Annotated in this window: 22 protein-coding genes; 7 read left to right on the top strand and 15 right to left on the bottom strand. The window is 36.4% G+C overall.

The features are described from left to right. Window positions 1-25: 25 nt before the first annotated feature. Window positions 26-2,068: an OmpA family protein gene (locus ACN0U3_RS07090; protein WP_417265653.1), complete on the top strand. Its 2,043-nt coding sequence runs from the start codon at window positions 26-28 to the stop codon at window positions 2,066-2,068. 2 nt (window positions 2,069-2,070) lie between these two features. Here ACN0U3_RS07090 and ACN0U3_RS07085 read toward each other — a convergent pair whose 3' ends face one another. Continuing rightward, window positions 2,071-3,363 carry a mechanosensitive ion channel family protein gene (locus ACN0U3_RS07085; protein WP_417265652.1) on the bottom strand — a complete coding sequence of 431 codons (1,293 nt, stop codon included), beginning with the start codon at window positions 3,361-3,363 and terminating at the stop codon, window positions 2,071-2,073. A gap of 35 nt (window positions 3,364-3,398) precedes the next feature. Between ACN0U3_RS07085 and ACN0U3_RS07080 the strand changes: the two genes are divergently transcribed. After that, window positions 3,399-3,953 carry a CPBP family intramembrane glutamic endopeptidase gene (locus ACN0U3_RS07080; RefSeq protein WP_417265651.1) on the top strand — a complete coding sequence of 185 codons (555 nt, stop codon included), beginning with the start codon at window positions 3,399-3,401 and terminating at the stop codon, window positions 3,951-3,953. Window position 3,954: 1 nt separating this feature from the next. On the opposite strand, the gene msrA is transcribed toward ACN0U3_RS07080, so the two are convergent. Both msrA and ACN0U3_RS07070 read right to left on the bottom strand, forming a co-directional pair. Continuing rightward, a complete protein-coding gene (msrA, locus tag ACN0U3_RS07075; protein WP_417265650.1) occupies window positions 3,955-4,488 on the bottom strand; it encodes a peptide-methionine (S)-S-oxide reductase MsrA in 534 nt (177 codons plus the stop codon). 66 nt (window positions 4,489-4,554) lie between these two features. Continuing rightward, entirely contained in the window at window positions 4,555-5,838 is a 1,284-nt protein-coding gene (locus tag ACN0U3_RS07070) for a tetratricopeptide repeat protein (protein ID WP_417265649.1), read from the bottom strand. Between the two features lie 207 nt (window positions 5,839-6,045). On the opposite strand from ACN0U3_RS07070, the gene pruA reads away from it, so the two are divergent. After that, window positions 6,046-7,674 (top strand): L-glutamate gamma-semialdehyde dehydrogenase, encoded by a 1,629-nt coding sequence (gene pruA, locus ACN0U3_RS07065; RefSeq protein ID WP_299204112.1) that lies wholly within the window; start codon window positions 6,046-6,048, stop codon window positions 7,672-7,674. 155 nt (window positions 7,675-7,829) lie between these two features. Continuing rightward, window positions 7,830-8,117: a septum formation initiator family protein gene (locus ACN0U3_RS07060; RefSeq protein WP_299204115.1), complete on the top strand. Its 288-nt coding sequence runs from the start codon at window positions 7,830-7,832 to the stop codon at window positions 8,115-8,117. A 66-nt stretch (window positions 8,118-8,183) separates the two neighbouring features. On the opposite strand, the gene ACN0U3_RS07055 is transcribed toward ACN0U3_RS07060, so the two are convergent. The 5 genes from ACN0U3_RS07055 to ACN0U3_RS07035 form a co-directional block, all read right to left on the bottom strand. Further along, complete coding sequence (locus ACN0U3_RS07055; RefSeq protein ID WP_417265648.1) at window positions 8,184-8,684, bottom strand: hypothetical protein; 501 nt, start codon at window positions 8,682-8,684, stop codon at window positions 8,184-8,186. Between the two features lie 9 nt (window positions 8,685-8,693). After that, a complete protein-coding gene (locus ACN0U3_RS07050) occupies window positions 8,694-9,974 on the bottom strand; it encodes a Glu/Leu/Phe/Val family dehydrogenase (protein ID WP_417265647.1) in 1,281 nt (426 codons plus the stop codon). 221 nt (window positions 9,975-10,195) lie between these two features. After that, window positions 10,196-10,669: a nucleoside deaminase gene (locus ACN0U3_RS07045; RefSeq protein ID WP_299204124.1), complete on the bottom strand. Its 474-nt coding sequence runs from the start codon at window positions 10,667-10,669 to the stop codon at window positions 10,196-10,198. Window positions 10,670-10,781: 112 nt separating this feature from the next. After that, window positions 10,782-11,903 carry a molecular chaperone DnaJ gene (dnaJ, locus tag ACN0U3_RS07040; RefSeq protein WP_417265646.1) on the bottom strand — a complete coding sequence of 374 codons (1,122 nt, stop codon included), beginning with the start codon at window positions 11,901-11,903 and terminating at the stop codon, window positions 10,782-10,784. Between the two features lie 8 nt (window positions 11,904-11,911). Then, a complete protein-coding gene (locus ACN0U3_RS07035) occupies window positions 11,912-12,478 on the bottom strand; it encodes a nucleotide exchange factor GrpE (RefSeq protein ID WP_299204130.1) in 567 nt (188 codons plus the stop codon). A 185-nt stretch (window positions 12,479-12,663) separates the two neighbouring features. Between ACN0U3_RS07035 and yaaA the strand changes: the two genes are divergently transcribed. Both yaaA and rocD read left to right on the top strand, forming a co-directional pair. Next, complete coding sequence (gene yaaA / locus ACN0U3_RS07030; RefSeq protein WP_417265645.1) at window positions 12,664-13,428, top strand: peroxide stress protein YaaA; 765 nt, start codon at window positions 12,664-12,666, stop codon at window positions 13,426-13,428. A gap of 502 nt (window positions 13,429-13,930) precedes the next feature. Continuing rightward, window positions 13,931-15,175, top strand: coding sequence for an ornithine--oxo-acid transaminase (gene rocD / locus ACN0U3_RS07025; protein ID WP_417265644.1), 1,245 nt, complete (start codon window positions 13,931-13,933; stop codon window positions 15,173-15,175). Window positions 15,176-15,510: 335 nt separating this feature from the next. Here rocD and ACN0U3_RS07020 read toward each other — a convergent pair whose 3' ends face one another. The 5 genes from ACN0U3_RS07020 to ACN0U3_RS07000 form a co-directional block, all read right to left on the bottom strand. Then, a complete protein-coding gene (locus ACN0U3_RS07020; RefSeq protein WP_417265643.1) occupies window positions 15,511-17,763 on the bottom strand; it encodes a penicillin-binding protein 1A in 2,253 nt (750 codons plus the stop codon). 162 nt (window positions 17,764-17,925) lie between these two features. Beyond that, window positions 17,926-19,398 carry a hypothetical protein gene (locus ACN0U3_RS07015; RefSeq protein ID WP_417265642.1) on the bottom strand — a complete coding sequence of 491 codons (1,473 nt, stop codon included), beginning with the start codon at window positions 19,396-19,398 and terminating at the stop codon, window positions 17,926-17,928. Between the two features lie 196 nt (window positions 19,399-19,594). Then, window positions 19,595-20,677, bottom strand: a complete 1,083-nt coding sequence (locus ACN0U3_RS07010) for an NADH:flavin oxidoreductase (RefSeq protein ID WP_417265641.1) — start codon at window positions 20,675-20,677, stop codon at window positions 19,595-19,597. Between the two features lie 145 nt (window positions 20,678-20,822). Continuing rightward, entirely contained in the window at window positions 20,823-21,131 is a 309-nt protein-coding gene (locus ACN0U3_RS07005) for a hypothetical protein (protein ID WP_299204150.1), read from the bottom strand. Window positions 21,132-21,365: 234 nt separating this feature from the next. Continuing rightward, a complete protein-coding gene (locus ACN0U3_RS07000; RefSeq protein ID WP_417265664.1) occupies window positions 21,366-22,073 on the bottom strand; it encodes a DsbA family oxidoreductase in 708 nt (235 codons plus the stop codon). A 460-nt stretch (window positions 22,074-22,533) separates the two neighbouring features. On the opposite strand from ACN0U3_RS07000, the gene ACN0U3_RS06995 reads away from it, so the two are divergent. Continuing rightward, window positions 22,534-22,920, top strand: a complete 387-nt coding sequence (locus ACN0U3_RS06995; RefSeq protein ID WP_417265640.1) for a hypothetical protein — start codon at window positions 22,534-22,536, stop codon at window positions 22,918-22,920. Here ACN0U3_RS06995 and ACN0U3_RS06990 read toward each other — a convergent pair. Both ACN0U3_RS06990 and ACN0U3_RS06985 read right to left on the bottom strand, forming a co-directional pair. Next, window positions 22,885-23,379: a MepB family protein gene (locus ACN0U3_RS06990; protein ID WP_417265639.1), complete on the bottom strand. Its 495-nt coding sequence runs from the start codon at window positions 23,377-23,379 to the stop codon at window positions 22,885-22,887. The two genes, ACN0U3_RS06995 and ACN0U3_RS06990, sit on opposite strands and share 36 nt — an antisense overlap. 34 nt (window positions 23,380-23,413) lie before the next feature. Beyond that, entirely contained in the window at window positions 23,414-23,917 is a 504-nt protein-coding gene (locus tag ACN0U3_RS06985) for a hypothetical protein (RefSeq protein ID WP_417265638.1), read from the bottom strand.

Raw genomic sequence — 23,917 nt, 5'->3', positions numbered from 1 at the left:
TTATTGATCTTTTTACAAACAAAACATGAATAAACTCTATACTTTAACATCCCTAATCCTCTTTCTCCCTTTCATCAATTTCGCACAAGTAGAGGATGAATCTTGTATGCCGCCGAAAAAGAAAACTTTAAAGCTAATTGAAAAAGCCAAGGAACTAGAGCCTAGAGAAGCTTCTGTTTTATTTAACGACGCCATTGACGCAGAACCAGACAATGCTACTCCATATTTTGAATTTGGAACCTATGCTTACAACAAAGCAATGGACATATACAATCGAAATCCAGATCCAAAACAAGGAGACAATTATATGCGTGTGGCAGAAAAGCTTTTTATTCAAACCATTGATCGATGCACCGATTTTCATTCCGACTGTTATTATTACTTAGGAATTATCAACTATAGTTTTGGGAAGGAAAAAGAAGCGATGCGTTACTTCAAAGAGTTTCAACAATACAATCATTCAGAAATGAACAAGTTTGCGCATGACCATGAAAAACGATTACAGGATGTAGCGGAGGTTATTGCTAAATACGAAGAAGAACAGTCTTTTTATGAGAAAGAGGTTCCATTCTCTCCCAACAAAGTGAAAAATGTTAGTACTTCCAACAACGAGTATTTCCCTATGATTTCTCCTGATAACGAATTGATGTTTTACACCCGAATGGTAGACAGGACAGCCAAAGGAGATATCGTTTCCAATATTCGAGAAGAATTTACTTGGTCGAAACGCAAAGACATGAACAGTTTATTTGATGGTGGAAGACCTTTAGAAGCTCCCTTTAACGATGGGTATTTTGACAGCTACGGTGCTGCAACTCTATCTGTTGACAATAAGGAAATGATCATTTGCGCTTGTCGTGACGAACGCGTTAGGGGACAAATGTACAGAAACTGTGATTTATATGTTACCTATTATGAAAGAACGGGTGAAGGAGGGAATGACTACATCTGGTCGGAATTGAAAAACCTCGGTGATGGCATCAATACCAATGACGGTTGGGAAGGTCAACCTTCAATGTCTGCAGATGGAAATACTTTGTACTTTGCTGCCCATCGTCCAACAACACAAAACGATGATATTTTCTATTCAGAACGTTTGCCTGACGGAACTTGGGGACCAGCCCAACCTTTTCATGAAATTAACACACGCGGAAAAGACAAAAGTCCTTTCTTCCATCAAGACAGTGAAACCTTTTATTTCATATCAAGTGTATCTGACAATAGAAAAGGTTTAGGGGGAACAGATATATTTTACATGCGTAAAAACGAAGATGGGACTTGGTCTAAACCTAAAAACATTGGGTATCCAATCAATACAGAGGAAGATGAAATAGGTTTGTTTGTTTCGATAGATGGAAAAGAAGCTTTCTTTTCTTCACGTCAAAAAGGAGTGTGGGACATTTATTCATTTGAATTATATGAAGAAGCACGTCCAAAAGCAGTGGTTGTAGTAAAAGGGGAATTAACTGCCGACAGTAACGAACCTATTGAGGATGTAGAAATAGAAATCTCTTATTCTAATTCAGATAAAGTTGACAAAATTAAGGTGAACGGAAACGATGGAAAGTATGCTGCAGTTGTTAAAACCGAAGATCAAGAAGATGTCATGATCAATGTAAAAAAGGAAGGACATGCATTCGATTCTAAAATCATCACCAAAGAAGAATTGGCACAAGGTAAAACCATCAGGTCACAAAACATGGAGTTGAGAGAAATCAAAGTTGGGGAACCTTACACCATTAACGACATTCTTTACAACACTGCTTCAGACGAACTTTCAGAACGTGCGAAATTCATTTTAAAACAGTTTGGACGTTTCCTTAAAGAAAATGAAAGCATCAGTGTTATGATTCAAGGTCACACCGATAATGAAGGAAATGCTCAGAGCAACCTTGAACTTTCAGAACGAAGAGCTCAAGGTGTTAAGCAGTTCCTTATTGAATACGGAGTCCCAAAAAACAGACTTGAAGCCAAAGGGTATGGTCAAGAACAGCCAAAGGTTCCAAACACAAGTGCGGAAAACAAGCGGAAAAATCGTAGAACAGATTTTGTAATTCAAAAAATGTAAGCTTACGGCTTAAGGTTTAACATTCTTAAGTCTGAACCCGTAAGTTCTGCATGAATTTCCAATTCAAAACTCTCTACCACAGCGAAAAGGTGGTCAAATATATCTGCCATTACCACTTCGTATTCTGCCCAAACTTTGGTTTTGGAGAAACAATACAATTCTATTGGCAAACCTTTAGGGCTCGGTTGTAACTGTCTTACCATTAAAGACATTTCTTGATTCAGTTCATTATTATTTTCGAGGTAATACTGTACATAGTTTCTGAACAAACCTACGTTTGTTGGACGACGTGCGTTTAACTGATATTCGTCTACCAAGCCATGGGCTTTATTGTACTGCTCAACTTCCTTTTGTTGTTCTACAATAAAATCGGAAAGTAATTTCACCTTTGACAGTCGATGAATTAATTCGTCATCAGCAAATTTTATAGAATCAATCTTGATGTTAAGCGAACGTTTAATTCTTCTTCCTCCAGAATTAGCCATTCCTCTCCAGTTTTTAAAACTATCTGAAATAAAACTATACGTAGGTATGGTAGTGATGGTCATGTCAAAATTCTGAACCTTAACTGTAGTTAGATTGATTTCAATTACATCTCCATCTGCCCCATACTTTTCCATAGTAACCCAATCACCAATGCGCAACATATCGTTGGCTGAAATTTGGATACTTCCAACAAACCCAAGGATTGTATCTTTAAAAATCAACAATAGAATTGCTGTCATCGCTCCCAAAGAAGTCAAGAAGAACAATGGAGATTGGCCTGTCAATGCCGACAACATAATAATGATAAACACAATTGTTATGATCAACTTCACGGTCTGAATGTAAGCACCGATGGGTTTATCTTTAAAATACGGTTTATCCTCTAGCACAACACGCACAGCATTAAAGAACCTTCGAACACTGATGAGTATGACTAAAATAATAAGGAAGTCATTCAAACGGAGTGAGAGATCTAGTACTTTCGGATAAGAAACAAAAGTAATGGAGAAAAAGTAATCCAAAAAGAAGAGGGGTAAAATATGCGCAATTGATTTAAAGAATTTTTTCTCCACCAAGAGGTCATCAAATTTCGTTTTGCTTCTTAGGGCAATTGTTTTAATAACTGCGAGCAGAATCATCCTGGTAAGATACCATGTTAAAACAAATAAAACAATCAGTGCTCCCAACATGGCAAGCATCCAAAAGAATTTATGATTAACAAAGTCTGGATGAGATAATAATTCCTCAATCGGGGCTGATTTATCGATGGAATAAAATGTTTTAATCCAATTAAAAATTAACTCTTTCATGGTTTTAATTATTTTTAAGCAAAAGTAACAAATCTATGCGTCCTAAAGTACAATTCCACTTATTAAGCCTCGTCACTTTGTTGGTTTTTCCTGCAATTGGTTTGACTTTATTATGGATTTTTGAAGACATAGATTTACTTTCTGTTTTTGAACTTGAGCATTTTTTCAGTCCCTTGACCCTGCTCGGCTTGGAGTTCGGTTTCCTCTATGGTTTCGTTGTTATAGCAGTTTCACAACTGCCCATATTCGAAGAGCTTTCCTTGCATCAAGTTAACATGCTAAAGAATTTAAAGCTCAATTGGGCAGACATTATATTCATGTCATTTTGCGCTGGATTTGGAGAAGAAATACTTTTCCGTGCCGGGCTACAGACATGGTTTGGTCCTTGGCTCACTTCATTTATTTTTATCGCTGTTCATGGTTACTTTAGCCCAACATCATTAAAAAAGAACGCCCTCGGAATTCTTCTCTTTCCTTTTATTATTCTTTTGTCATTCGCCTATGAAATTTTCGGCTTATGGTTTTGCGTAGCCGCACATTTCTCCTATGACTTATTGATGTTTATGGGAGTCATGAAGGAAAGCAATTAGATTATTTCAGTCGATCAGCAAATGCAGCTTTGAACCTTTCCAGTTTTGGTCGAACCACTGCACAGCAATACCCCTGCTCTGGATTATTAAGGTAATAATCCTTGTGGTCTTGTTCAGCATCGTAATAACTTGTCAAAGGCGAGATTTCAGTTACTACTGGGTTTTCATAAGCTTTTGACTCATCAAGTTTTCTCTTGTACTCTTCAGCAAGTTTTCTTTGCTCTTCATCGTGGTAAAAAATCACAGATCGGTACTGTTCTCCCACATCATTACCTTGACGGTTTAAGGTTGTAGGATCATGAACAAACCAAAAGACCTCCAGTAGTTCTTCAAAGCTTACTAACGTATCATCATAAACAATTCGAACCACTTCAGCATGTCCAGTTCTTCCCTCACACACTTCTCGGTACGCTGGATTTTTGATGTGACCACCTGCATAGCCTGGTCCAACCTCTACTACTCCATTCAATGCGTCAAAGATAGCTTCAACACACCAAAAACATCCTGCTCCAAAAGTTGCTTGTTTTTCTGCCATAATAAGTTATTTCTTTACTCTATTAACAAAGTAAATCAACATTAGTTTAAAATAAAAATGAAGCGCTTATTTATTTTTGGACCTCTTAAGCAAGAAAATAAATGTCATGAACCCCAAAAAACATAAGACGGAAATTACGAGCCAATTATTGAATACCGATTCAATAGCACCAACTTTCGTTTCAAGTTCTTGTTCACGCATCCCTCCAATACTTATAGCCTCATTATAAGACTGTTCATAACTCATTTTTAGCGCTTTAAACTCCTCGGAAAATCTCTGCTTACTCAACTCTTCTTGAATATCAACTATTTGTTTTAAAACCAAAACATGTTCTTCATGCTTCTTTAAAGAATCGTATATACTACTGATTTGAACCAGCCCATCTTTTTGAAACAATAAGTTGTTCCCTTCTTTTGCCACATCAACTGAAAGCTGGTAATTGGTTAAAGCTGAATCTAACTTTCCAATTCCATAAAAATAATCTCCCAAATTGTAATAACCTTCAGAAATATAAAACAGGTTATTGTCTTTAATTCGATAAGACAAAGCGAGTCGGAAGTACTGCTCTGAACGATCATAATTCTCCGTATAAAACTCAACAATCGCCATATTGGTGTATCCATTAGCAACTGTTTTCATATTCCCAACGGTAAGTCCAACCTCCATGCTGTGGGTATAGCTCTCAATTGCTTTGGGGTAGTTTTGTTGGTCAAGATAAAGTTGCCCCAACAATCCATAAGCATTAGCACTTTTCATAGACAGTTCTAAGTCATAATCTTTAAGGTAAACAAAGTAAACATCAAGATTTTTCTTTGCTTCTTCATATTTTCCTTGCTGAACATATACCCTAGCTAGGTTGTAGAGCGGAACCATTCTGTGTCTAATATCCTCAATATTTTCGACAATTTTAGCGGATTTTTCATAATAGGCTTCTGCTAGATTCACCTTTCCTTGTAGATAAAAAGTATTTCCTAAAATGTTATAACATGAAGAAACCATTGTATCGTTTCTTACTTTACTGTAGTATTTCAGGGCGCTGTTTAGCTTATTGGTAGTTTGTTCAAACAAAGAGTTTTTTTGTAAATAAGGTGCCAATCCCCAATTGGCAAGCGCAATCGCATCTTCTCTGTTATTTTTCAATCCTTCTTCTTGAAGGTCTTTTGCATAGTAAAGAATGCTGTCATTATAATGACTCGTCAGCTCACTCGAGAACAAAAAGAACAAAGCGATTTTTTCATCAACAGTGGCGGTCTCATAATCATGTAAGTAGCCGTCAATTTCTACTTGGGCTTTAAGTTGTCCAAATGGAATAATTAACAACAGAAAAAATAAAGTTTGAATCCTCTTCATCTAAGTAAATTGTAGTGAAAACCAAAAGTATAAAATTTAAGCCTATATCACACAAAATCACCATTAATATCCAATGAAAATCAGATTTTTTTTAATCTGGGTTTTCTATTCGTCCGTCTTTGGTTTGCCTTCCAATAACAGTGATTTCTTTACACTTTGAAATGTAGAGATATATCGCTATTTTTGCACCAACAAAAAAGAATAATTATGGCAAATGCACACTTCAAAGTACCCAAAGCGGTAAACGAACCAGTTAATTCGTACGAACCGAATTCGGATGCGGTTAAATCCTTATTAGGAAAATATAAAGAAATGAATGATCAGGAACCAATCGAGGTTCCGATGTATATAGGTAACAAAGAAGTTACTACATCAAACAAAAGACCTTTAACTTCACCTCACGACCATCAAAAAGTTTTAGGTCACTATAACTACGGTGAAAAAGAGCATGTTGAACAAGCAATTGAAGCAGCTTTAGAAGCAAAAGCTAAATGGGCTAACCTTCCATGGGAAGAAAGAGCAAGTATTTTCTTAAAAGCAGCAGACTTAATCGCTGGTCCTTACCGTGATAAAATCAACGCAGCAACAATGTTAGGTCAATCGAAAAACGTATACCAAACAGAAATTGATGCAGCATGTGAAACGGCCGACTTTTTCCGTTTCAACGTTCAGTACATGTCTGAAATCTATGAAGATCAACCAGAGTCTTCACCAGGCGTATGGAACAGATTAGAGTGGCGTCCATTAGAAGGGTTTGTTTTGGCAATTACTCCATTTAATTTTACAGCAATTGCTGCCAACCTTCCATCTGCTCCGGCAATGTTAGGAAACGTGATTGTTTGGAAACCTGCAGAATCACAAATTTATTCTGCTAATGTTATAATGGAAGTATTTAAAGAAGCTGGAGTTCCTGATGGAGTTATCAACATGGTAACAACAGGAGGAGCAAACATCAGTGATGTTGTTTTCAAGCACAAAGAATTTGCGGGTCTACACTTCACAGGTTCAACAGGAGTTTTCCGTACACTTTGGAAAAACATTTCTAACAACATTGAAAAATACAGATCTTACCCAAGAATCGTAGGGGAAACTGGAGGAAAAGACTTTATCATGGTTCATCCATCAGCTAAAGCCCCTGAAGTTGCTACGGCAATTGCACGTGGCGCATTCGAATTCCAAGGTCAAAAATGTTCTGCTGCTTCTCGTGCATACATTCCAAGTAACTTATGGGAAGATGTTAAAGAAATCGTTATTGAACAAGTTAGTTCTTTCAAAATTGGATCTCCTGAGGACACAACAAACTTTGTTACTGCTGTAATTAATGAGAAAGCATTTGATAGCATCACTGCATATATCGATTACGCAAAAGAAAGTAAAGATGCTGAAATCATTCTTGGTGGTACTTACGACAAATCGGAGGGATACTTTGTTGACCCTACTGTTATTGTAACAAAAGACCCTAAGTTCAAAACAATGGTTGAAGAGATTTTTGGACCTGTAATTACAATATATGTTTACGACGAAAATAAATTTGATGAGACATTGACTTTATTGGATGAAACTTCTGAGTATGCGTTAACAGGTTCAATTATCAGTCAAGATCGTTATGCAATTAACCATGCATTGCGTAAATTAGAAAATGCTGCTGGAAACTTCTACATCAACGACAAACCAACAGGTGCTGTTGTAGGTCAACAACCATTTGGAGGTGCTCGTGGTTCTGGAACGAACGATAAAGCTGGTGCAAAACTAAACCTATTGCGTTGGGTTTCTGCACGTACAATTAAAGAAACATTTGTTCCGCCAACGGATTACAGATACCCGTTCATGGGATAATCAATTGATATTATTTCTTAAAAAGCCCAGGCAAATTTGTCTGGGCTTTTCTGTTAGAAAAAATTCATCTCCCATTGTCTTATCAACATCATTCGTTTTATAATTCTACACGCTTCAATCGATAAACCTGTCAATATTCCTTATCTTTGTTGTCTATGAAATGGTTAAAAGTTTTTAAAAACAAGTATATCCTGACCTTCACAATCTTTGTGTTGTATACTTTGTTTTTAGATGATGTAGATATTTTTAACGTAGTTAGACAAAAAGTTAAACTCAACAAGCTTGAACAAGAAAAGGTGGACTTGCTAGAAAAGTTTACTGAAACCAAGTTAACCTTAGAACAGTTGGACGATAACGAAGCACTGGAAAGATTTGCTCGAGAACAAAAGTTATTCAAGCGAGACAATGAAGACATTTTTGTGATTGTTCAAGAAGAAGAATAAAATAGAAAAAGACAAAAAGCGCAACATTCAGAAGAACATTGCGCTTTTAACTATTTTGACGCTGCATTAATCCAGCAAATCTTTGTGTACAACCTCTCCATTTTTCAACACTCTTGACCTTGAAAATAGCGCAATATATTCAGATTGAATTGGGTCTCCCATGTGAAAACGAATAAAGTTTACAAACTTATCTTTAAAGTTTCCAGTGCCATCATTAATTGCTTCAAAAGTGTACAAGTCAATATTCTTGTGCATAAACAACTTCAATTGTTCATGGTCCTTAAAGACATCAATATTAGCCACAATAATTTTCTTTGTTTCCGGTTGAATCGGTTCAGAAATTGGATTTTGGAAAAGAATTAAGTCAGCCGAAGCAATAATATCTTCACTATTGTCACGGATAAAACATCCTTCCAAAGCGTATTCATTATCGCTATATCCACATTCCATTCCTGCATTAGACTGAATGTAAACATCAACAAATTTACTGATGGTCTTTACATCATCAGGTGATGGCATAGCCGTTGTTGAGCATACATTTCCTTTTACAATTCCAATTTTATTCATATCATTTGCTTATGGGAACACTCCTCTTTCCTTATATGTCTGTTGAATTCTTTCCAAAGCTACACAATAAGCTCCTGTTCTCCAGTCCGTATTGTATTTATTTGCACTATATACCGTTTTTTCGAATGCTTCACCTAACTTTTCATCGATCATTTTTAAAACAGTGTCTATGTTATAGTTTTCACTGCGTTTATTTTGCAACCATTCATAATAACTTCCTGTAACACCACCCGCATTGCATAAAATGTCGGGCAAAATATCAATACCTCTTTCCAAAAGTATCTTTTCTCCTTCTGTATCAATAGGACCATTTGCTCCTTCAGCGATGAGCATTGCTTTTACTCCAGCTGCATTATCAATGGTAATTTGATTACTCAGTGCTGCCGGGATTAGAATATCACAATTGATATAGTAAAATTCTGAATTATCAATTTTTTGAGCATCAGGAAATCCTTTGATTACTCCATTGTGATTTCCAACATGGTTATGCAAAGCTTCGGCATCAATTCCTTCTTCATTAAAAATCGTTCCACTAGCATCTTGCACGGCGATCAACTTAGCACCTAATTCCATCATAAAATGAGAGGCCCAATATCCAACATTTCCGAAGCCTTGAACCGCAAAAGTCTTTCCTTGTAAGTTAACACCTTTTAATTTCGCCCAATATTTAATCGACGAGACAACACCGTACCCCGTTGCGCGATCTCTTCCTTTTAAACCTCCAGAGCCAATCGGTTTTCCGGTTACAACATGCAAGTTTAACATACGTGTTGAAGGCGACTTTGTAGAAGAAAAAGTATCGGCTATCCACGCCATAATTTGTGGATTGGTATTGACATCAGGTGCTGGAATATCTACATCAGGTCCAATATTCTCGCCCAACGCATAGGTAAATCTTCGTGTAATGCGTTCAAGTTCACCCATGGAGTACTTTTTAGGATCTATTGTTACTCCTCCTTTCCCTCCACCAAAAGGAAGTCCAGAGAGTGCTGTTTTCCATGTCATCCATATAGCTAAGGCTCTTGCCGTGTCAATATCCACTGCAGGATGAAAACGCAAACCTCCTTTATAAGGTCCTAGCGCATTGTTATGTTGAACACGGTAACCATTAAAAACTTCAATTGAGCCATCATCCATTTTAACTGGAAAATGTACACTAATTTCGCTGTTGGTAGAAGCAAGAATCTTTCGTATCCCCTTATCTAAATTCATTGTATCAGCAGCATGATTGAATTGTTTCATCACGTTTTCATACATGCTGGGTTTTTTCTTTTTCTCGATTGATTCCATAATCTTGTCAGTAAATAAATTTATCTTTAATCAAGAAACCTGCTTTATTACAACTAGCTTGACTCTCAAATATAAGATTTTGAAAATGCACTAAATAATTTTTTTTAAAGTATTTCCAATTTTCTACTTCCTTACTTTTACTTCTACCAAGCGATTCATAATCAACAAGGTAATACAAAACAAAAGGTAAACAACTAAAAATCAAAAATATAAAAGAAAGGCTAATACTCTGTCTTATCAGTTTTAGATTCCCAATCTTGAAATGCTACCAAAGCTTCATCCCTAAGAAACTGACTCGTTTTCACACGTCTTTTTTCTATCGGAACATTAATTTCATCATAGATAAAGGAATCATCAAAACCGATGTCAGCAGCATCCTTTTTCGTATTGGCAAAGTAAAGATTATCGAGTCTTGACCAATAAATTGCACCTAAACACATGGGGCAAGGTTCACACGAAGAGTAAATATCACATCCTACCAATTCAAAAGAATTGATGGCTTTACACGCCTTTCTGATCACATTCACTTCTGCATGTGCTGTAGGATCATTGTCAATTGTAACACTATTTGCGCTTTCCGCAATTATTTTTCCATCTTTTACAACTACTGCTCCGAAAGGCCCTCCCCCGTTAGCAACACTTTCCTTTGACAAATCAATTGCCCTTCTCATGTATTCTTTTTGCTTCTCATTCATTTGATTACTTTTTGTATAAATGTATAAAAACTATAGACATTAAAAAACCTCTAACATTAAAAAGTCCCAACATTACTGTCGGGACTTTTTAAAAATCATTCAAAGTATAAAACTAGTTACTAAACATATCTTTTACCCTTTGAAAGAAACCTTTTTCTTTTCCGTCTGGATTCGGTTGAAAGTTTTCACTTTCCCTTAACTTTTCGATAATTTCTTGCTCTTCTTTTGAAAGTTTTTGTGGCGTCCATACATTAATGTGTACAAATTGGTCTCCCATTCCATAGTTTTGGACGCTTGGTAACCCCTTTCCTTTTAAGCGCAACATTTTTCCACTTTGCGTACCTGGCTCAACCTTAATCCTCGCTCTACTTTTAATTGTCGGAACTTCGATGGTTGCCCCTAAAGCAGCATCTGCAAAATTAATGAATGCTTCATAATGCACATTTTGTCCATCACGACGCAATTCTTCATGCTCCAATACTTCAATAACTACAAGAAGGTCTCCAGGGATTCCATCAAATGGTCCAGCGTTTCCTTTACCACTGACAGAAAGCTGCATTCCATCTTCTACTCCTGAAGGGATATCTAGTTCGATAACTTCTTCTTTACGCTCTAGTCCTTGACTGTCAGCACCAGCAGGTTTTTTATCAATGATTTTACCTGTCCCCTGACAATTAGGACATGTTGAAGCAGTCTGCATTGCCCCTAAAAAAGTTTGGGTAACACGCTGAACACGTCCTGTTCCTTTACACGTTTGGCAATTTTTAAAAGTGACTCCAGTTGCGTTGACCAGCTTGTTTACACGAATTTTTTTCTTCACACCTTCCGCAACCTCGTCAAGTGTCAGTTTAATTTTCACACGTAGATTGGTACCTCTAGCAGTTCTTTGACGGGCACCCCCGCCGCCTCTTCTGCCACCTCCAAATCCACCGCCGAAGATGTCACCAAATTGAGAGAATATGTCATCCATATCCATCCCTCCGAATCCGCCTCCTCCAGCTGAACCATCAACACCAGCATGACCAAATTGATCATAGCGTTGTTTTTTCTGCTCATCTGACAAAACTTCATACGCTTCAGCTGCTTCTTTAAATCTCTCTTCAGCTGCTGAATCATCTGGGTTTTTATCCGGGTGATATTTTAACGCGAGTTTACGGTATGCTTTTTTTATTTCAGATGCAGAGGCAGATTTGCTTACACCTAATACTTCATAATAATCTCTTTTTTGACTCATAATATCGTTTATTGACCTACAACGACCTTAGCGTATCGCAGTACTTTGTCATTTAGAAAATATCCTTTCTCCACTACATCCACTACCTTTCCTTTCTGTTCTTTATCTACAGGAATATTGGTGATGGCTTCGTGGTGATCTATATCAAAATCTTCTCCTTTGCTATCCATCGGTTTCAACCCCTTAGCCACAAGAACGCTATTGAACTTATTGTAAATCAATTGGAAACCTTCTTTAATCGCTTCTGCGTCATCAGATGTTTCATTGTTGGAAATAGCACGTTCAAAATCATCAAGAATTGGAAGCATATCTTTAACGATACCTTCACTAGCATTCATAATTAAATCACCTTTTTCCTTAATCGTTCTTTTTCTGAAATTTTCAAAATCAGAATACAAGCGTAAATATTTATCGTTTAAACCCGCAATTTTGTTCTCCAACTGTTCTTCTTTCGACAACTCTGGAGTTTCAGCTTCTTCATTCTGAGTATCTTCAGCTTGCTCAGCTGTATTATTTACTTCTTCAGCCGCAAGATTTTCTTTATCTACAGCTTCTTCTTTATCTCGTTTTCCCATTTTCGTCATTTTTAAAACTACATCCCTTTACGCAAATTCATTGCCATTGTGCAGATCTAGACAATCTGTCATAACTTGATGCAAATAGCCGTAAAAGTGTCAGTTTTACAGGTCAAAAAGCTATGACATAAGTGCTTTTCAAGACCATTAAAAATTTGTATTTTTGAGCTTCAAAATTAAGTCCAATGAAAATATTATTATCTCCTGCCAAATCTTTAGATTATAGCCTTAATATAAAAACGCCAATTACAACAGAGGCGCATTTTTTAAACGAGGCAAATTATCTTGCCAAAAAGCTTCAAAAAATATCTAAAAAGGAACTGGGAAAACTCATGAAACTTTCAGAAAATTTGAGTGATTTAAATTATTCCCGTTACCAAGATTGGCAAGAACCTGTAACTTTGAACGAGCAAGCTCAACCTGCAGTTACTGTGTTTACTGGAGAAGTTTACAAAGGTCTTGACGCAGCGTCATTTACAGATCAAGACTTTATAAATGCGCAAAAAGACCTTATGATTCTATCGGGATTGTACGGAATATTAAAACCACTCGACTTAATGTATCCATACCGATTAGAAATGGGTACCCGATGGAATGTAACTCCAAAAACGAAAAACTTATATCAATATTGGGGAGCAAAACTCGCTGAGTTCATCAATGACGAAACAAAAAAAGACGAAGTGATTGTGAACTTGGCCTCCAACGAATATTTCAAAGCCGTTGACCAAAAGGTGTTAAAAAACAGGGTTATTACTCCAGTCTTTAAAGATTTAAAAGGAGATCAATTCAAAATCATCATGATGTATGCAAAGCATGCACGTGGGGCAATGGCAAGAGATATTATTCAAAATCAATATCAAAATATCGAAGACTTAAAAGGCTATAATGTTGACGGCTATTCCTATAATGAAGAGATGTCTACAGAGGATGAGTGGGTTTTTGTGAGGTAGAAATTTAATTACGAATTTTGAATTTTTCAATATAAAATCTTCATTTACGCCATGTGATTAGCGGAAAAGACATTAAAACCCAATTTTTAATGCCTCGAGATCTTTACCAATAATTAATTTAAGCTCTATTCCCTAGCAAATGGGTTGCGCTGTATTGGAACGCAGATGACACGGATGATTTGGGCTTACCCAGCAGAACTGCAAGCAACGCGGATAATCACGGAATTCTTACGTCATGGATCCTAAACATTGTCATATCTTGAAATTAATAATATACCTGTTTCATAAAACTCTGTTTTAATGGAGGATTGAAGATTAACTCTAAATTTATTGGTAAAGTATCGGATACGCATTTAATATTATTTGAGAGCAATAAAATATATTTTCTAACTCAGCTTGAACCCTGATTTCTTTTTTATTTCCCTTCCGTTTGGTTACATTTGCATAAGCATAGGCGTTTTGGACGATAAAGCGCTTCGAAATTGATAAAAACAACAAAAATATGAGTACAACAACAGAAAAATTATCTTCAGCAGACTTAATCAAGATGGAGGAAAAATACGGAGCGCACAACTATCATCCACTGCCAGTTGTTTTGGCAAAAGGAGAAGGTGTTCACGTATGGGATGTTGAAGGGAAACATTATTATGATTTTCTTTCAGCATATTCAGCGGTTAATCAAGGTCACTGTCACCCACATATTATTGGAGCACTAAAAGAGCAAGCAGAAACCTTAACGCTAACATCGCGTGCATTTTACAACGACACTTTAGGACCATTCGAAAAATACGTAACAGAATATTTCGGGTTTGACAAAGTTTTGGCCATGAATTCTGGTGCTGAAGCAGTAGAAACAGCAATCAAGATTTGTAGAAAATACGCCTATGAACGTAAAGGAATTGCAGAAAATCAGGCTAAAATCATCGTTTGTGACGATAATTTCCATGGAAGAACAACCACGATAATTTCTTTTTCGAATGACGAAAACGCGCGTAAGAACTTTGGTCCTTACACTCCTGGTTTTATCAAAATACCATACAACGATACTGAGGCATTAAAAAAAGCATTGCAAGAAGAAAATGTTGCAGGATTCTTAGTAGAACCCATTCAAGGTGAAGCAGGAGTTTTTGTTCCAGACGAAGGGTATTTGACAAAAGTACGTGAACTATGTTCTGAAGCAGGAGTACTTTTCATCGCCGACGAAGTTCAAACAGGAATCGCACGTACTGGTCAAATTTTGGCTTGCGACCATGAAAATGTTAAACCTGACATTTTAATTCTTGGGAAAGCAATTTCTGGTGGAGTTTATCCAGTTTCGGCTGTTTTGGCAGACGACGAGGTAATGGGGGTGATCCAACCAGGCCAACACGGATCTACGTTTGGAGGAAACCCAATGGCAGCAAAAGTTGCAGTGGCATCTTTAGAGGTTGTTGAAAATGAAAAACTTGCTGAAAACGCTGAGAAAATGGGGCAATTGTTCCGTAAGGAAATGAACCGTATAATTGACAACACAGACTTGGTTACAAAAGTACGTGGAAAAGGTTTATTGAATGCAATTTTAATCAATGACACTCCAGAAAGCACAACTGCCTGGGATTTATGCATGGCCATGAAAGAAAATGGATTAATCGCTAAACCAACGCATGGAAACATTATTCGTTTTGCACCACCATTGGTAATGAATGAAGAGCAAATGATGGAATGTGTAGCAATTATTGAAAAGACAATCACTGAATTTAAAAAATAATTCTAATTATAAACTTGCACAGTAAAAAAGCCAACATGACTGTTGGCTTTTTTTTGTGTATTGTTCTTTCTTGAGGTGGCGAAAAGAAAAACAGAATTATCGATTGAGTTCATAACCCCGAGTTGCCCTTCGCTTACACGAGGTTATCAACAGTTGACCCATTCTGGGTCGTGTGCAGCTTTACATGGCCTTAGACTGATTTTCAAATAATTAAAGCGAGAATCAATTTTCATGATTTATAACTTTCTTATGAGCAGGTATCAAAAGGAATTTCTTTTATGAAAGCGAAACTCTAGTCGGGTTAAATAATGACTTGACAGATCAATCTAGAGTCGTCAGTTTCTTCTTCTTTCCTTTCTTCTCTTTTCCCTTCGTTCTTTTCTTAAGCGCTTATCACGTGTAAACCAATTTTGCACTTTATCTACTACATTATTCTCCTTGAAGGATTCACAGTCTGGCATTTCATTTAAATGATGAGGAAACTTGAATTTACCATTGATGTATGGTTTGCACACTTCTTTACTTTTACATTCCTGCATGAAGTAGGCCCAAATTGGCAAGGCAGTTGCCGCTCCTTGACCATGTCGAATCGATTTAAAATGTACAGAAGGATTGTCAGCTCCTACCCAAGCACCGGCAACTAATTCCGGAGTAAAACCAATAAACCAACCATCCGCATGAGACTGCGTTGTTCCTGTTTTTCCTGCCATATCGAGGTTTAGTCCATACCTCGAGCGCAAGCGGTTGGCCGTTCCTTCGTTGACCGCACCCTTTAACATTTCCGTCATATAATAGGCTGTTTGTTGAGAAAACACACGCTTACCTTTGGTTTGCTTTGATTCGTAAATCACTTCTCCCTTGCGATTTTCTATACGGGAAATAAACACAGGAGCAACACTTTCGCCACCATTAGCAAAAGTACAGTAGGCCGTTACCATTTCGAGCAGGCTAATATCTGCAACTCCTAAAGCAATTGAAGGAACAGCAGGTATTTCACTATAAATCCCCATATCTCTAGCAGTCTGGACAACATTCTCAATTCCAGCTTCGAACAAAAGTTCAACTGAAATTACATTTACAGAATTGGCTAAAGCACCTTTAACTGAATATTTACCTTCATATTCATCTCCAGAATTTCGTGGTGACCAAGCTTCGAATTCATCGTATATTTTACGTTCATTAGAATAATAATCACAAGGTTCTACCCCTTGTTCTAGAGCCGTGGCATAAACAATAGGCTTAAAGGTACTACCAACTTGTCTTTTCGAAGTGACATGGTCATATTGAAAGTAACTGTAATCATTTCCACCAATCCATGCTTTGATCTCACCTGTATTGGGTTGCATGGCCAAGAAACCATTGTGCAAAATCTTCAAGTAATACTTTATAGAATCTAATGGCGAAAGATTTACTTTTTCTTCATTTTCCCAGTCGAAAATATTCATTGGAATTGGAGTGTCAAACACCTTGTTAATTTCATCTTCTCCTAGCCCTCTCTCTTTCAATTCCTTATAACGCGCAGATTTTTCTACCTCTCGGTTGACCAACTTTGTGTAAGCTGCCGAACTTTTAAAATGTCGATTAAACAAACTTTGCAAATTACGCATCTGTTTTTCAACAGCCACAATTGCATTCATTTGCATTTGACAGTTTATAGGCGTATAAATCTTTAATCCATCACGGTATATGTCGTAACTTTCACCGTTGTCTTTTTTTAAATCCTTCAATATTTTGCTACCTAACTCTTCAATTTGGACTAAAAAATAAGGGGCTATATCTCCATACCTTCCGGCATTTTTATAATTCAGATTTAATGGAATCTTTTTCAAAGAATCTCCAATTTCTTTTGAGACATAATTATTTTTCACCAAGTTATTCAATACAACATTTCTTCTCTTCAAAGACCTTGAAGGGTGAAGTCGGGGGTTGTATGCCGTTGGAGATTTCAACATTCCGATGAGGACTGCTGCTTCTTCAATTCGAATAGAATCAAGTGGTTTACTGTAAAAACGCATGGTCGCATTTTTAATCCCATAAGTGTCTTCTCCCACTGAAACGGTATTCAAATACAAGGCTAAAATTTCATCCTGTGAATACACGCTGTTTAAGCGAACCGCATGAATGGCTTCCTTGATTTTATTCACTGGCATACTGAGCACACCGTGATTTTCACGTTTAAACAAATTTTTGGCCAGCTGTTGTCCGATTGTACTTCCCCCACCAGAGCTCTTATCACCCATTAATAAGGTTTTGAAAAACACACGCATAAGTCCAATCGCATCTACTCCATTGTGCTCATAAAAACGAGCATCTTCAGTTGCAATTAAGGCTTCAACAACGACAGGTGGAATTTCTTCAAAAGCAACAGTACTTCTGTTTTCCCAATAATATTTCCCCAATATTTTTCCTTCCTCAGAAAGAACTTCTGAAGCAACATAACTTTGAATATTTTTCAATTCAGCTTTGGACTCTAGCTTTCCAAAAAGTCCAAAATAAACGCTAAAGATAAGAGCAACAGGAAGAATTACAGATAAATCTATAAGCAGAAGTACACCTTTAATGATCAATACTCTCTTTCTACTCTTCACGTTGACTCTTTTTTTAGGTTTCAAAAATACACAATCCAAGACATCTAAATAAAGTCTATGGACGTTTTAACCTATTTTATAAAACGGTATTGAATTCAACAATTCAGCTGCGGTAATTGACCATCAAATACAATTCAACAAATAAACGGAATCATGATGTTCTTAGTAGTTGTGCCTTTTAAGTGGGAAATCAAACGCTTCAGAGAGTTCAAGAAGACTTTTGTCATTCTCTCTAATTAAGATCATACTTGGATGTTCGTTAATCTGCTCAATATCGTATTCTTTTTGAAGAAGCTCAAAATGATCTGGATAAAAATTAAACAGTATTATATTCTTTCTGACCATATCTCTTTCCTTCTGAAAAATCCACGTTCTTCTTTCATATAAATTCATCGTGGATGAAACAGTATTCTCCTGAAGAATAGGACATCCGTAATTATAGAACTCCATACTTGGCACTCTATATTCCCAATTTGGAATAAACACAACTAAATCGACATTGTATTGACGGGTAATTTTTTCCATCTCAGCACAATCATCTATTAAATCATCCAATTTTTTAATTGCCACAGGTCCGTAATTTGTTTCTTCTGTATGCTTGTCAATTACAGCAGAGTAAGCAGTTGCTTTAATCAAAAAGACAAGCATTCCTAGAGACAGGATCATGACCCTCCATTTTTGCTCTGACAAGAACCCTTTTTTCAGCCATAAAAATGCCAAGCCTAAAAGTAAGGGCATGGCCAAAAACATTCTTGTAGAAGATAAAAATATGACACCTATATCATCATTGATTTTATTTACACCAAAAAGAAGGATGATGAAGATTACGGTGAGCAACAAACTAATTCCTTTTTTCCAATTCTGTTTAGTAATAATAATGGCCAAAATCAATAATAGGAGCAGAATCATCCAATGCGCAGGCCATATTACCGGCATGAGGTAACGGAAATACTGATCTAAATGAGAGATTCCCTCAAGCATAACTTCAAAGTCGAATTTGAGCTTCCACATTGAGTGCACCAAATACTCTGGTCGGTCCACATAAAACTGCTCCGAGAAATATTTAATGAGCAAAGCAGGAATTGACAGCACACCAAACACTAAATAAAAGGCAGGTTTTCTGTAGTTTTCAAACAGCAAGAACAAACATATTGGAAAAGACAGAACCAAGGAATTGGCATTAAAAATATAGCCAAAAGAAACGGCCAAGGCGGCAATAACAAAAGACCATAACTTAGTGGGATTTAACAGAGGATAAATCAGCAAAGAACAAAAGAACAAACCACTGGTAAATCCACGTGTAATTGAAGTTATAATATCGTATTCAACGGATAATGTTAGGGGAATAAATAGAAAAAGATAGGCTTCTATTCTTTTACCTCTTCGGAAAAGAACGGTTGAGATAAATAGAAATGGGAACACTCCCATGAGAGAAGAAACTACGGGTAAAGCAACATCAACAGGAACACCCCAATTAATTAAGGGCGCAGCTAGAATTGCTTCTAGCGCAAAGTTATAATCTTGTCCATAAAAAAATGGTTCATGAAAAATACCTTGAGCATAATCAACAGCTGCTTGCCAAAAGATAAGATCATCACTTCCTACATACTCTAGATTGAAAAGTTTCAGTATCAAAAACCGATTAACGAAAACCAAAATACCTAAAAGGTAAAAAGTTAGAATCTGTTGGTGTTTCTGATAAGTTGAAATGAACATAATGGTGCTTTCTATGCTTGCAGTTATTAAAGTAACTTACAGGCACATCTTTATTTGAGTAAATATAAAAATAAAACCATCATGATTACCAGAAATGTCATTCTTCAGGATTCGCCTAATCTTCAATTACAAACCCTTTCCAATTCCTCATGTACTGGATAAAATCTTTTCCTAAGCCTTCCTTTTTTAGATAATCTGGAGAAACTGGTGTTTTTACCGGTTCAAAATCTATATTATTCATTACTTTTTCGGGGAAATCATGATGGAGAATAGCAGAACGACCTATAGAAACGAAGTCAATTCCTGACTCCATTGCTTTTTTCACCTCATCTCCATTTCTAATTTTACCCGCAACTGTGAGCAGAACATTTTTATAATCTAATTCAGTAAAATGCGCCAGCAAGGACTTATTTTGATACTTTTCCTCTTCAGGTATTTTAAAAACATCCCATAAAGAAATGTCGAGAAAATCAATTATATCTTCTTCAATAAATCCTTTACAAACCTGCTTTACTTCATTCAAATCCATACCAAATCGTTCTGGAGAGAGCCTAACGCCTAACAAAAATTCTTTTCCGCATTGTTCTCTAATTTCTTGAACAATTTCAAACAAAAGTCGTGAACGATTTTCAAGGTTTCCACCATACTCATCAGTTCTATGGTTAAACTCAGAACTTAAGAATTGAGTTAATACATAACCATGAGCGCCGTGTACTTCTACCCCATCATATCCACATCTTTGCGCGCGTAAAGCCGCAGCTACAAAATCATTTTTAAGTTGTTTTACCTCTTCTGAACTTAAGGCACGAGCTCCACTTTTTTCATTATCCGAAGGACAAACAGGCGCCTCTCCAATCATTTCATAAGGCGTTCTCATTCCTGCATGATGCAACTGAACGACCGCTAGACTGCCATGAGATTTGATTTCAGCAACCAACCTTTTATGTCCCTCAATATGCAAGTCTGAAAAGATCCCTAACTGACCAGGAAATCCTTGACCTATCTTTTGAACATGTGCTGCACAGGTCATCACCAATCCGAACTGACCTTTCGCTCTCATTGTCAGCCAATGCAATTCATCTTCGGAAAGAGTTCCATCTTCATTGCTTTGAGTGTTCGTCATAGGAGCTAACATGAATTTATTTTTCATAGTTACACCACAAGGAAAAGTTAGGGGCGATTGAAGTTTATTTTTCATTCTGTTCATTTGATTAAAGTCACGTGAATAAATTAATTGAGATTCCTTAAAAAGGATCCCCTTAAATATAAAAACCATTCTCTAATAACTAGAGAATGGCCCTTAAAAGTTTTAAAACGCCCTCTTAATTAGAGGTCTGTTTCTACTATAAATTACAACCGATTTCACTTGCAGCATCAACCAAATCATCTTCGGTGTATTTTCCATCTGCAATAGCTTTGTCGATTTCCTTGTTGAACTTGTTGGTTTTCTCTTCAGCTATTTTAAGCTCTTCGCTATCCCCTTCAAGAAGTAAGGCATCTTCGGTTTCAAAAAGTTCACAAACACATTTTGCCGCTGAGGCCACATCGTTTGCATCACATTCTTTAACACTTTTTTCTGTTGTTTCTGCGGTACCTGAATCACAAGAAAACATAAGACTTGTGACAAATAATCCAATAAGTAGCTTTTTCATTTAATTTATTTTTTTAATGAGCCAACAATATACTAAAATGGAGAAAACATAGCGGATATAAATAGCTTTTATTCTAACACAATGACCAACAATTCCTCAGAGCAGTCTTTTTCAAAGCCTTATAGTATTAGAACTTTCTTCTTGAATAGTAAATAACAGAGATGCGTCAATCTCCATAAAAAAACCCGAAAACACATTACTTGCTTTCGGGTTTTTCAATAAATGATTCTAAATTTACTCACACGTTCCGTCTGGCGCACAACTTTGCCCCTCGGTAACCTTTAGTTTTATTTCAGGATTTTTTTCTCTCCACTCCGTATAGGCCTGGGTAAGACTTTCTAAAAACGCTTGAGCAGGTTGAGCTCCAGAAACAGCGTATTTTCTATCCAACACAAAGAAAGGAACACCTTGAACTCCAACTTGCCTTGCTTCTTGAATATCCGCTTTAACAAGTTCAGCATATTTTTCATCCTTCATTGCGGACTGAATTTCGTTCTCCTCCAAGCCAATTTCTTTACCTAAGGCAGTTAAAGTGGCTAAGTCTGCAATATTCTTCCCCTCTGTAAAGAAAGCTCGGAACAAAACTTCTTCCGCTTCATTTCCTAGACCTTTAATTTTGGCCAACTGCAATAATTTATGCGCACTCAAAGAATTCACCATTAAAGCTTTATCGAAGTTATACTCTAATCCTACTTGTTTTGCAGATTGGGTAACATTATCTAACATTCCTTTCACTTGTGCCCTAGGCATCCCTTTATTTTCAATCAGGTAATCCTCATAACTGTCTTTTGCTACTTCTGGAATAGAAGGATCCAATTGGAAACTTTTCCATACGACTTCTATATGCTCTTTATCTTTAAATTGCTCCAATGCAGTTTCGAAATTTCTTTTTCCGATATAGCAAAATGGACACATTACGTCACTCCATATTTCTACTTTCATTTTATTTTCCATATTTATTTCTTTCTTAATATTTATTGTTGCTTCTTGCGGCTCGTTAACTTTTTCATCTTGGGCACAGGAGTTTAAACCTATTCCGAAAACTGATAACAACCAAAAGGCTGAATGTGATATTAATTTACTCATTATTCGTTTTTTATTCAACTCGTTTTATATTCTATTCTTCAAACATAAAACAAATTGAAAGGATTTGTCCTATAGCTTTCCAATTGGAAACTACTAAAAAGTACGTTCTTCAAGATCACAATCAATCATTAAAACAATAAGTAATGCAATATGTTCAAAAGTCGAATCTTAAGCTAAGGATGGTTTTAAAAAAAACGAAAAATGTTAATTCACTCGCTTTCTTGGTTTTAATCAATTTCTTTCATTAACTACGCCTATTTTCAGAGGACTACCTATACTCCTCAAACCAATTATTTACTACTCAAAAATTAAAAAAATGAAGCGTTTAGTTTTATTGATCAGTGCTGTTGGAATGTTAAACTTTTCCTATGGACAGAATCATCAAATTTCTGCAGGTGCTGGACTTTTATCAACGAATGCCGCTTTTAGCATTCTTTCCAAAATAGGACAAAACTTTTCGGGAAGTGTGTTTAATGGAACCACAACAACCAACGGAAAATTTTTCGGGGAATTTCGTGGAACTTATGCCTACTCGCCTTTAAAATGGTTAGCAATAGGAACCACTTTTTCTTATGCCAACGCTAGTCATGACCTTGTCAAAAACAAAGTTATTGTTGGTTACCAAACTGTGAACTACTACACCCTTGGTCTAGAAGAAAGTCTTTTACTAAAATTCAGCAAACAAATGATTAAGCAGTTCTAAGTCTAGTGTTGACTCAAGCTCATAAAAATAATTCAACTGCCAAGCTTGCGTTGCTCTCGATTGTTTATTTTGTGGAATGTCCCATCGTGGATAAACACGAAAACCTCTTTTTCCTTCTTTTAAAGATGTTGAGATAATGCCTCGTTTCAACAGTTCAGATTTTGGAAAAATAAATTGACCCAATCGATGTTCTGATTGCACATTGATCATGTAGAAATCAACCTCATCATTATCAGAAAAAGGACATGTTATGCCTCTCGAATCCCTTTTCCAAAAAGTAACAAACTGACCGATTTTTTTAGGGGTTTTCTTGGCACTTCTTGAAATGATCTTTTTTCCGTTCAGTTCAAACTGACAAGCTTCATAAGCCTTACCTTCCTTTTCATTATTGTAATTTTCAAGAACAAGTGAACAAGGAATAAAAACTTGATTTTTAAAAGTGGAAAGGAGCTTATTCATTATTTTCTCTATTTGTATTTTAAGGAGATGGTAATTACCTACGTCTTCTCCGTAGAGTAGCATCACTCACCACGGGATTATACTTTACAAGTTGCTTATTATAAGCTAATACGAATTGTTCTGCAAATTTCATTGCTTTTTCTTTCTTCTCAAAGCTTTGTACTAAAACCTTTACACGGTGTGTTTCATTCAACATCACCACCTCATAATCATCATTGATAATTGTAGTCGACCGATTAGAGCGACTGTACAAAGTAGTACCTTTTCTACTTTTAAGCACAGTGAGGTATGGGAGTTGATCCAAAGGCTTCCAATCACCTCTTTTCAAACCAAGCACAGAACCATATTCACGAAACTCTTGGGTTTCATCATTAATTTGCAGTCCATAGGTGCTGGACCAAAAGAATGCTCCAATTGCCATGGCAACTATTCCAACAAGAAATAAATTAGCCAATAACAAAAGTCCAGCAAAAGAAATAACCCCACCAACTATTGCTACGGCGAATGGAAAAGACGATCCTATTTTAAATGTAGTCAT

This window comes from Brumimicrobium sp., assembly GCF_048268645.1.
In the GTDB taxonomy this organism is placed as follows: Bacteria; Bacteroidota; Bacteroidia; order Flavobacteriales_D; family Crocinitomicaceae; genus Brumimicrobium; species Brumimicrobium ulvae.
Note: the sequence above shows the minus strand (reverse complement) of the source record. Positions and strands in the feature narration are given on the sequence as shown.

Excerpts from the sequence above, each read along its gene's own strand:
- ACN0U3_RS07090 (WP_417265653.1), top strand. The coding sequence starts at position 26 with ATGAATAAACTCTATACTTTAACATCCCTAATCCTCTTTCTCCCTTTC.
- ACN0U3_RS07085 (WP_417265652.1), bottom strand. The coding sequence starts at position 3,363 with ATGAAAGAGTTAATTTTTAATTGGATTAAAACATTTTATTCCATCGAT.
- ACN0U3_RS07080 (WP_417265651.1), top strand. The coding sequence starts at position 3,399 with ATGCGTCCTAAAGTACAATTCCACTTATTAAGCCTCGTCACTTTGTTG.
- msrA (WP_417265650.1), bottom strand. The coding sequence starts at position 4,488 with ATGGCAGAAAAACAAGCAACTTTTGGAGCAGGATGTTTTTGGTGTGTT.
- ACN0U3_RS07070 (WP_417265649.1), bottom strand. The coding sequence starts at position 5,838 with ATGAAGAGGATTCAAACTTTATTTTTTCTGTTGTTAATTATTCCATTT.
- pruA (WP_299204112.1), top strand. The coding sequence starts at position 6,046 with ATGGCAAATGCACACTTCAAAGTACCCAAAGCGGTAAACGAACCAGTT.
- ACN0U3_RS07060 (WP_299204115.1), top strand. The coding sequence starts at position 7,830 with ATGAAATGGTTAAAAGTTTTTAAAAACAAGTATATCCTGACCTTCACA.
- ACN0U3_RS07055 (WP_417265648.1), bottom strand. The coding sequence starts at position 8,684 with ATGAATAAAATTGGAATTGTAAAAGGAAATGTATGCTCAACAACGGCT.
- ACN0U3_RS07050 (WP_417265647.1), bottom strand. The coding sequence starts at position 9,974 with ATGGAATCAATCGAGAAAAAGAAAAAACCCAGCATGTATGAAAACGTG.
- ACN0U3_RS07045 (WP_299204124.1), bottom strand. The coding sequence starts at position 10,669 with ATGAATGAGAAGCAAAAAGAATACATGAGAAGGGCAATTGATTTGTCA.
- dnaJ (WP_417265646.1), bottom strand. The coding sequence starts at position 11,903 with ATGAGTCAAAAAAGAGATTATTATGAAGTATTAGGTGTAAGCAAATCT.
- ACN0U3_RS07035 (WP_299204130.1), bottom strand. The coding sequence starts at position 12,478 with ATGGGAAAACGAGATAAAGAAGAAGCTGTAGATAAAGAAAATCTTGCG.
- yaaA (WP_417265645.1), top strand. The coding sequence starts at position 12,664 with ATGAAAATATTATTATCTCCTGCCAAATCTTTAGATTATAGCCTTAAT.
- rocD (WP_417265644.1), top strand. The coding sequence starts at position 13,931 with ATGAGTACAACAACAGAAAAATTATCTTCAGCAGACTTAATCAAGATG.
- ACN0U3_RS07010 (WP_417265641.1), bottom strand. The coding sequence starts at position 20,677 with ATGAAAAATAAACTTCAATCGCCCCTAACTTTTCCTTGTGGTGTAACT.
- ACN0U3_RS07005 (WP_299204150.1), bottom strand. The coding sequence starts at position 21,131 with ATGAAAAAGCTACTTATTGGATTATTTGTCACAAGTCTTATGTTTTCT.
- ACN0U3_RS07000 (WP_417265664.1), bottom strand. The coding sequence starts at position 22,073 with ATGAAAGTAGAAATATGGAGTGACGTAATGTGTCCATTTTGCTATATC.
- ACN0U3_RS06995 (WP_417265640.1), top strand. The coding sequence starts at position 22,534 with ATGAAGCGTTTAGTTTTATTGATCAGTGCTGTTGGAATGTTAAACTTT.
- ACN0U3_RS06990 (WP_417265639.1), bottom strand. The coding sequence starts at position 23,379 with ATGAATAAGCTCCTTTCCACTTTTAAAAATCAAGTTTTTATTCCTTGT.
- ACN0U3_RS06985 (WP_417265638.1), bottom strand. The coding sequence starts at position 23,917 with ATGACTACATTTAAAATAGGATCGTCTTTTCCATTCGCCGTAGCAATA.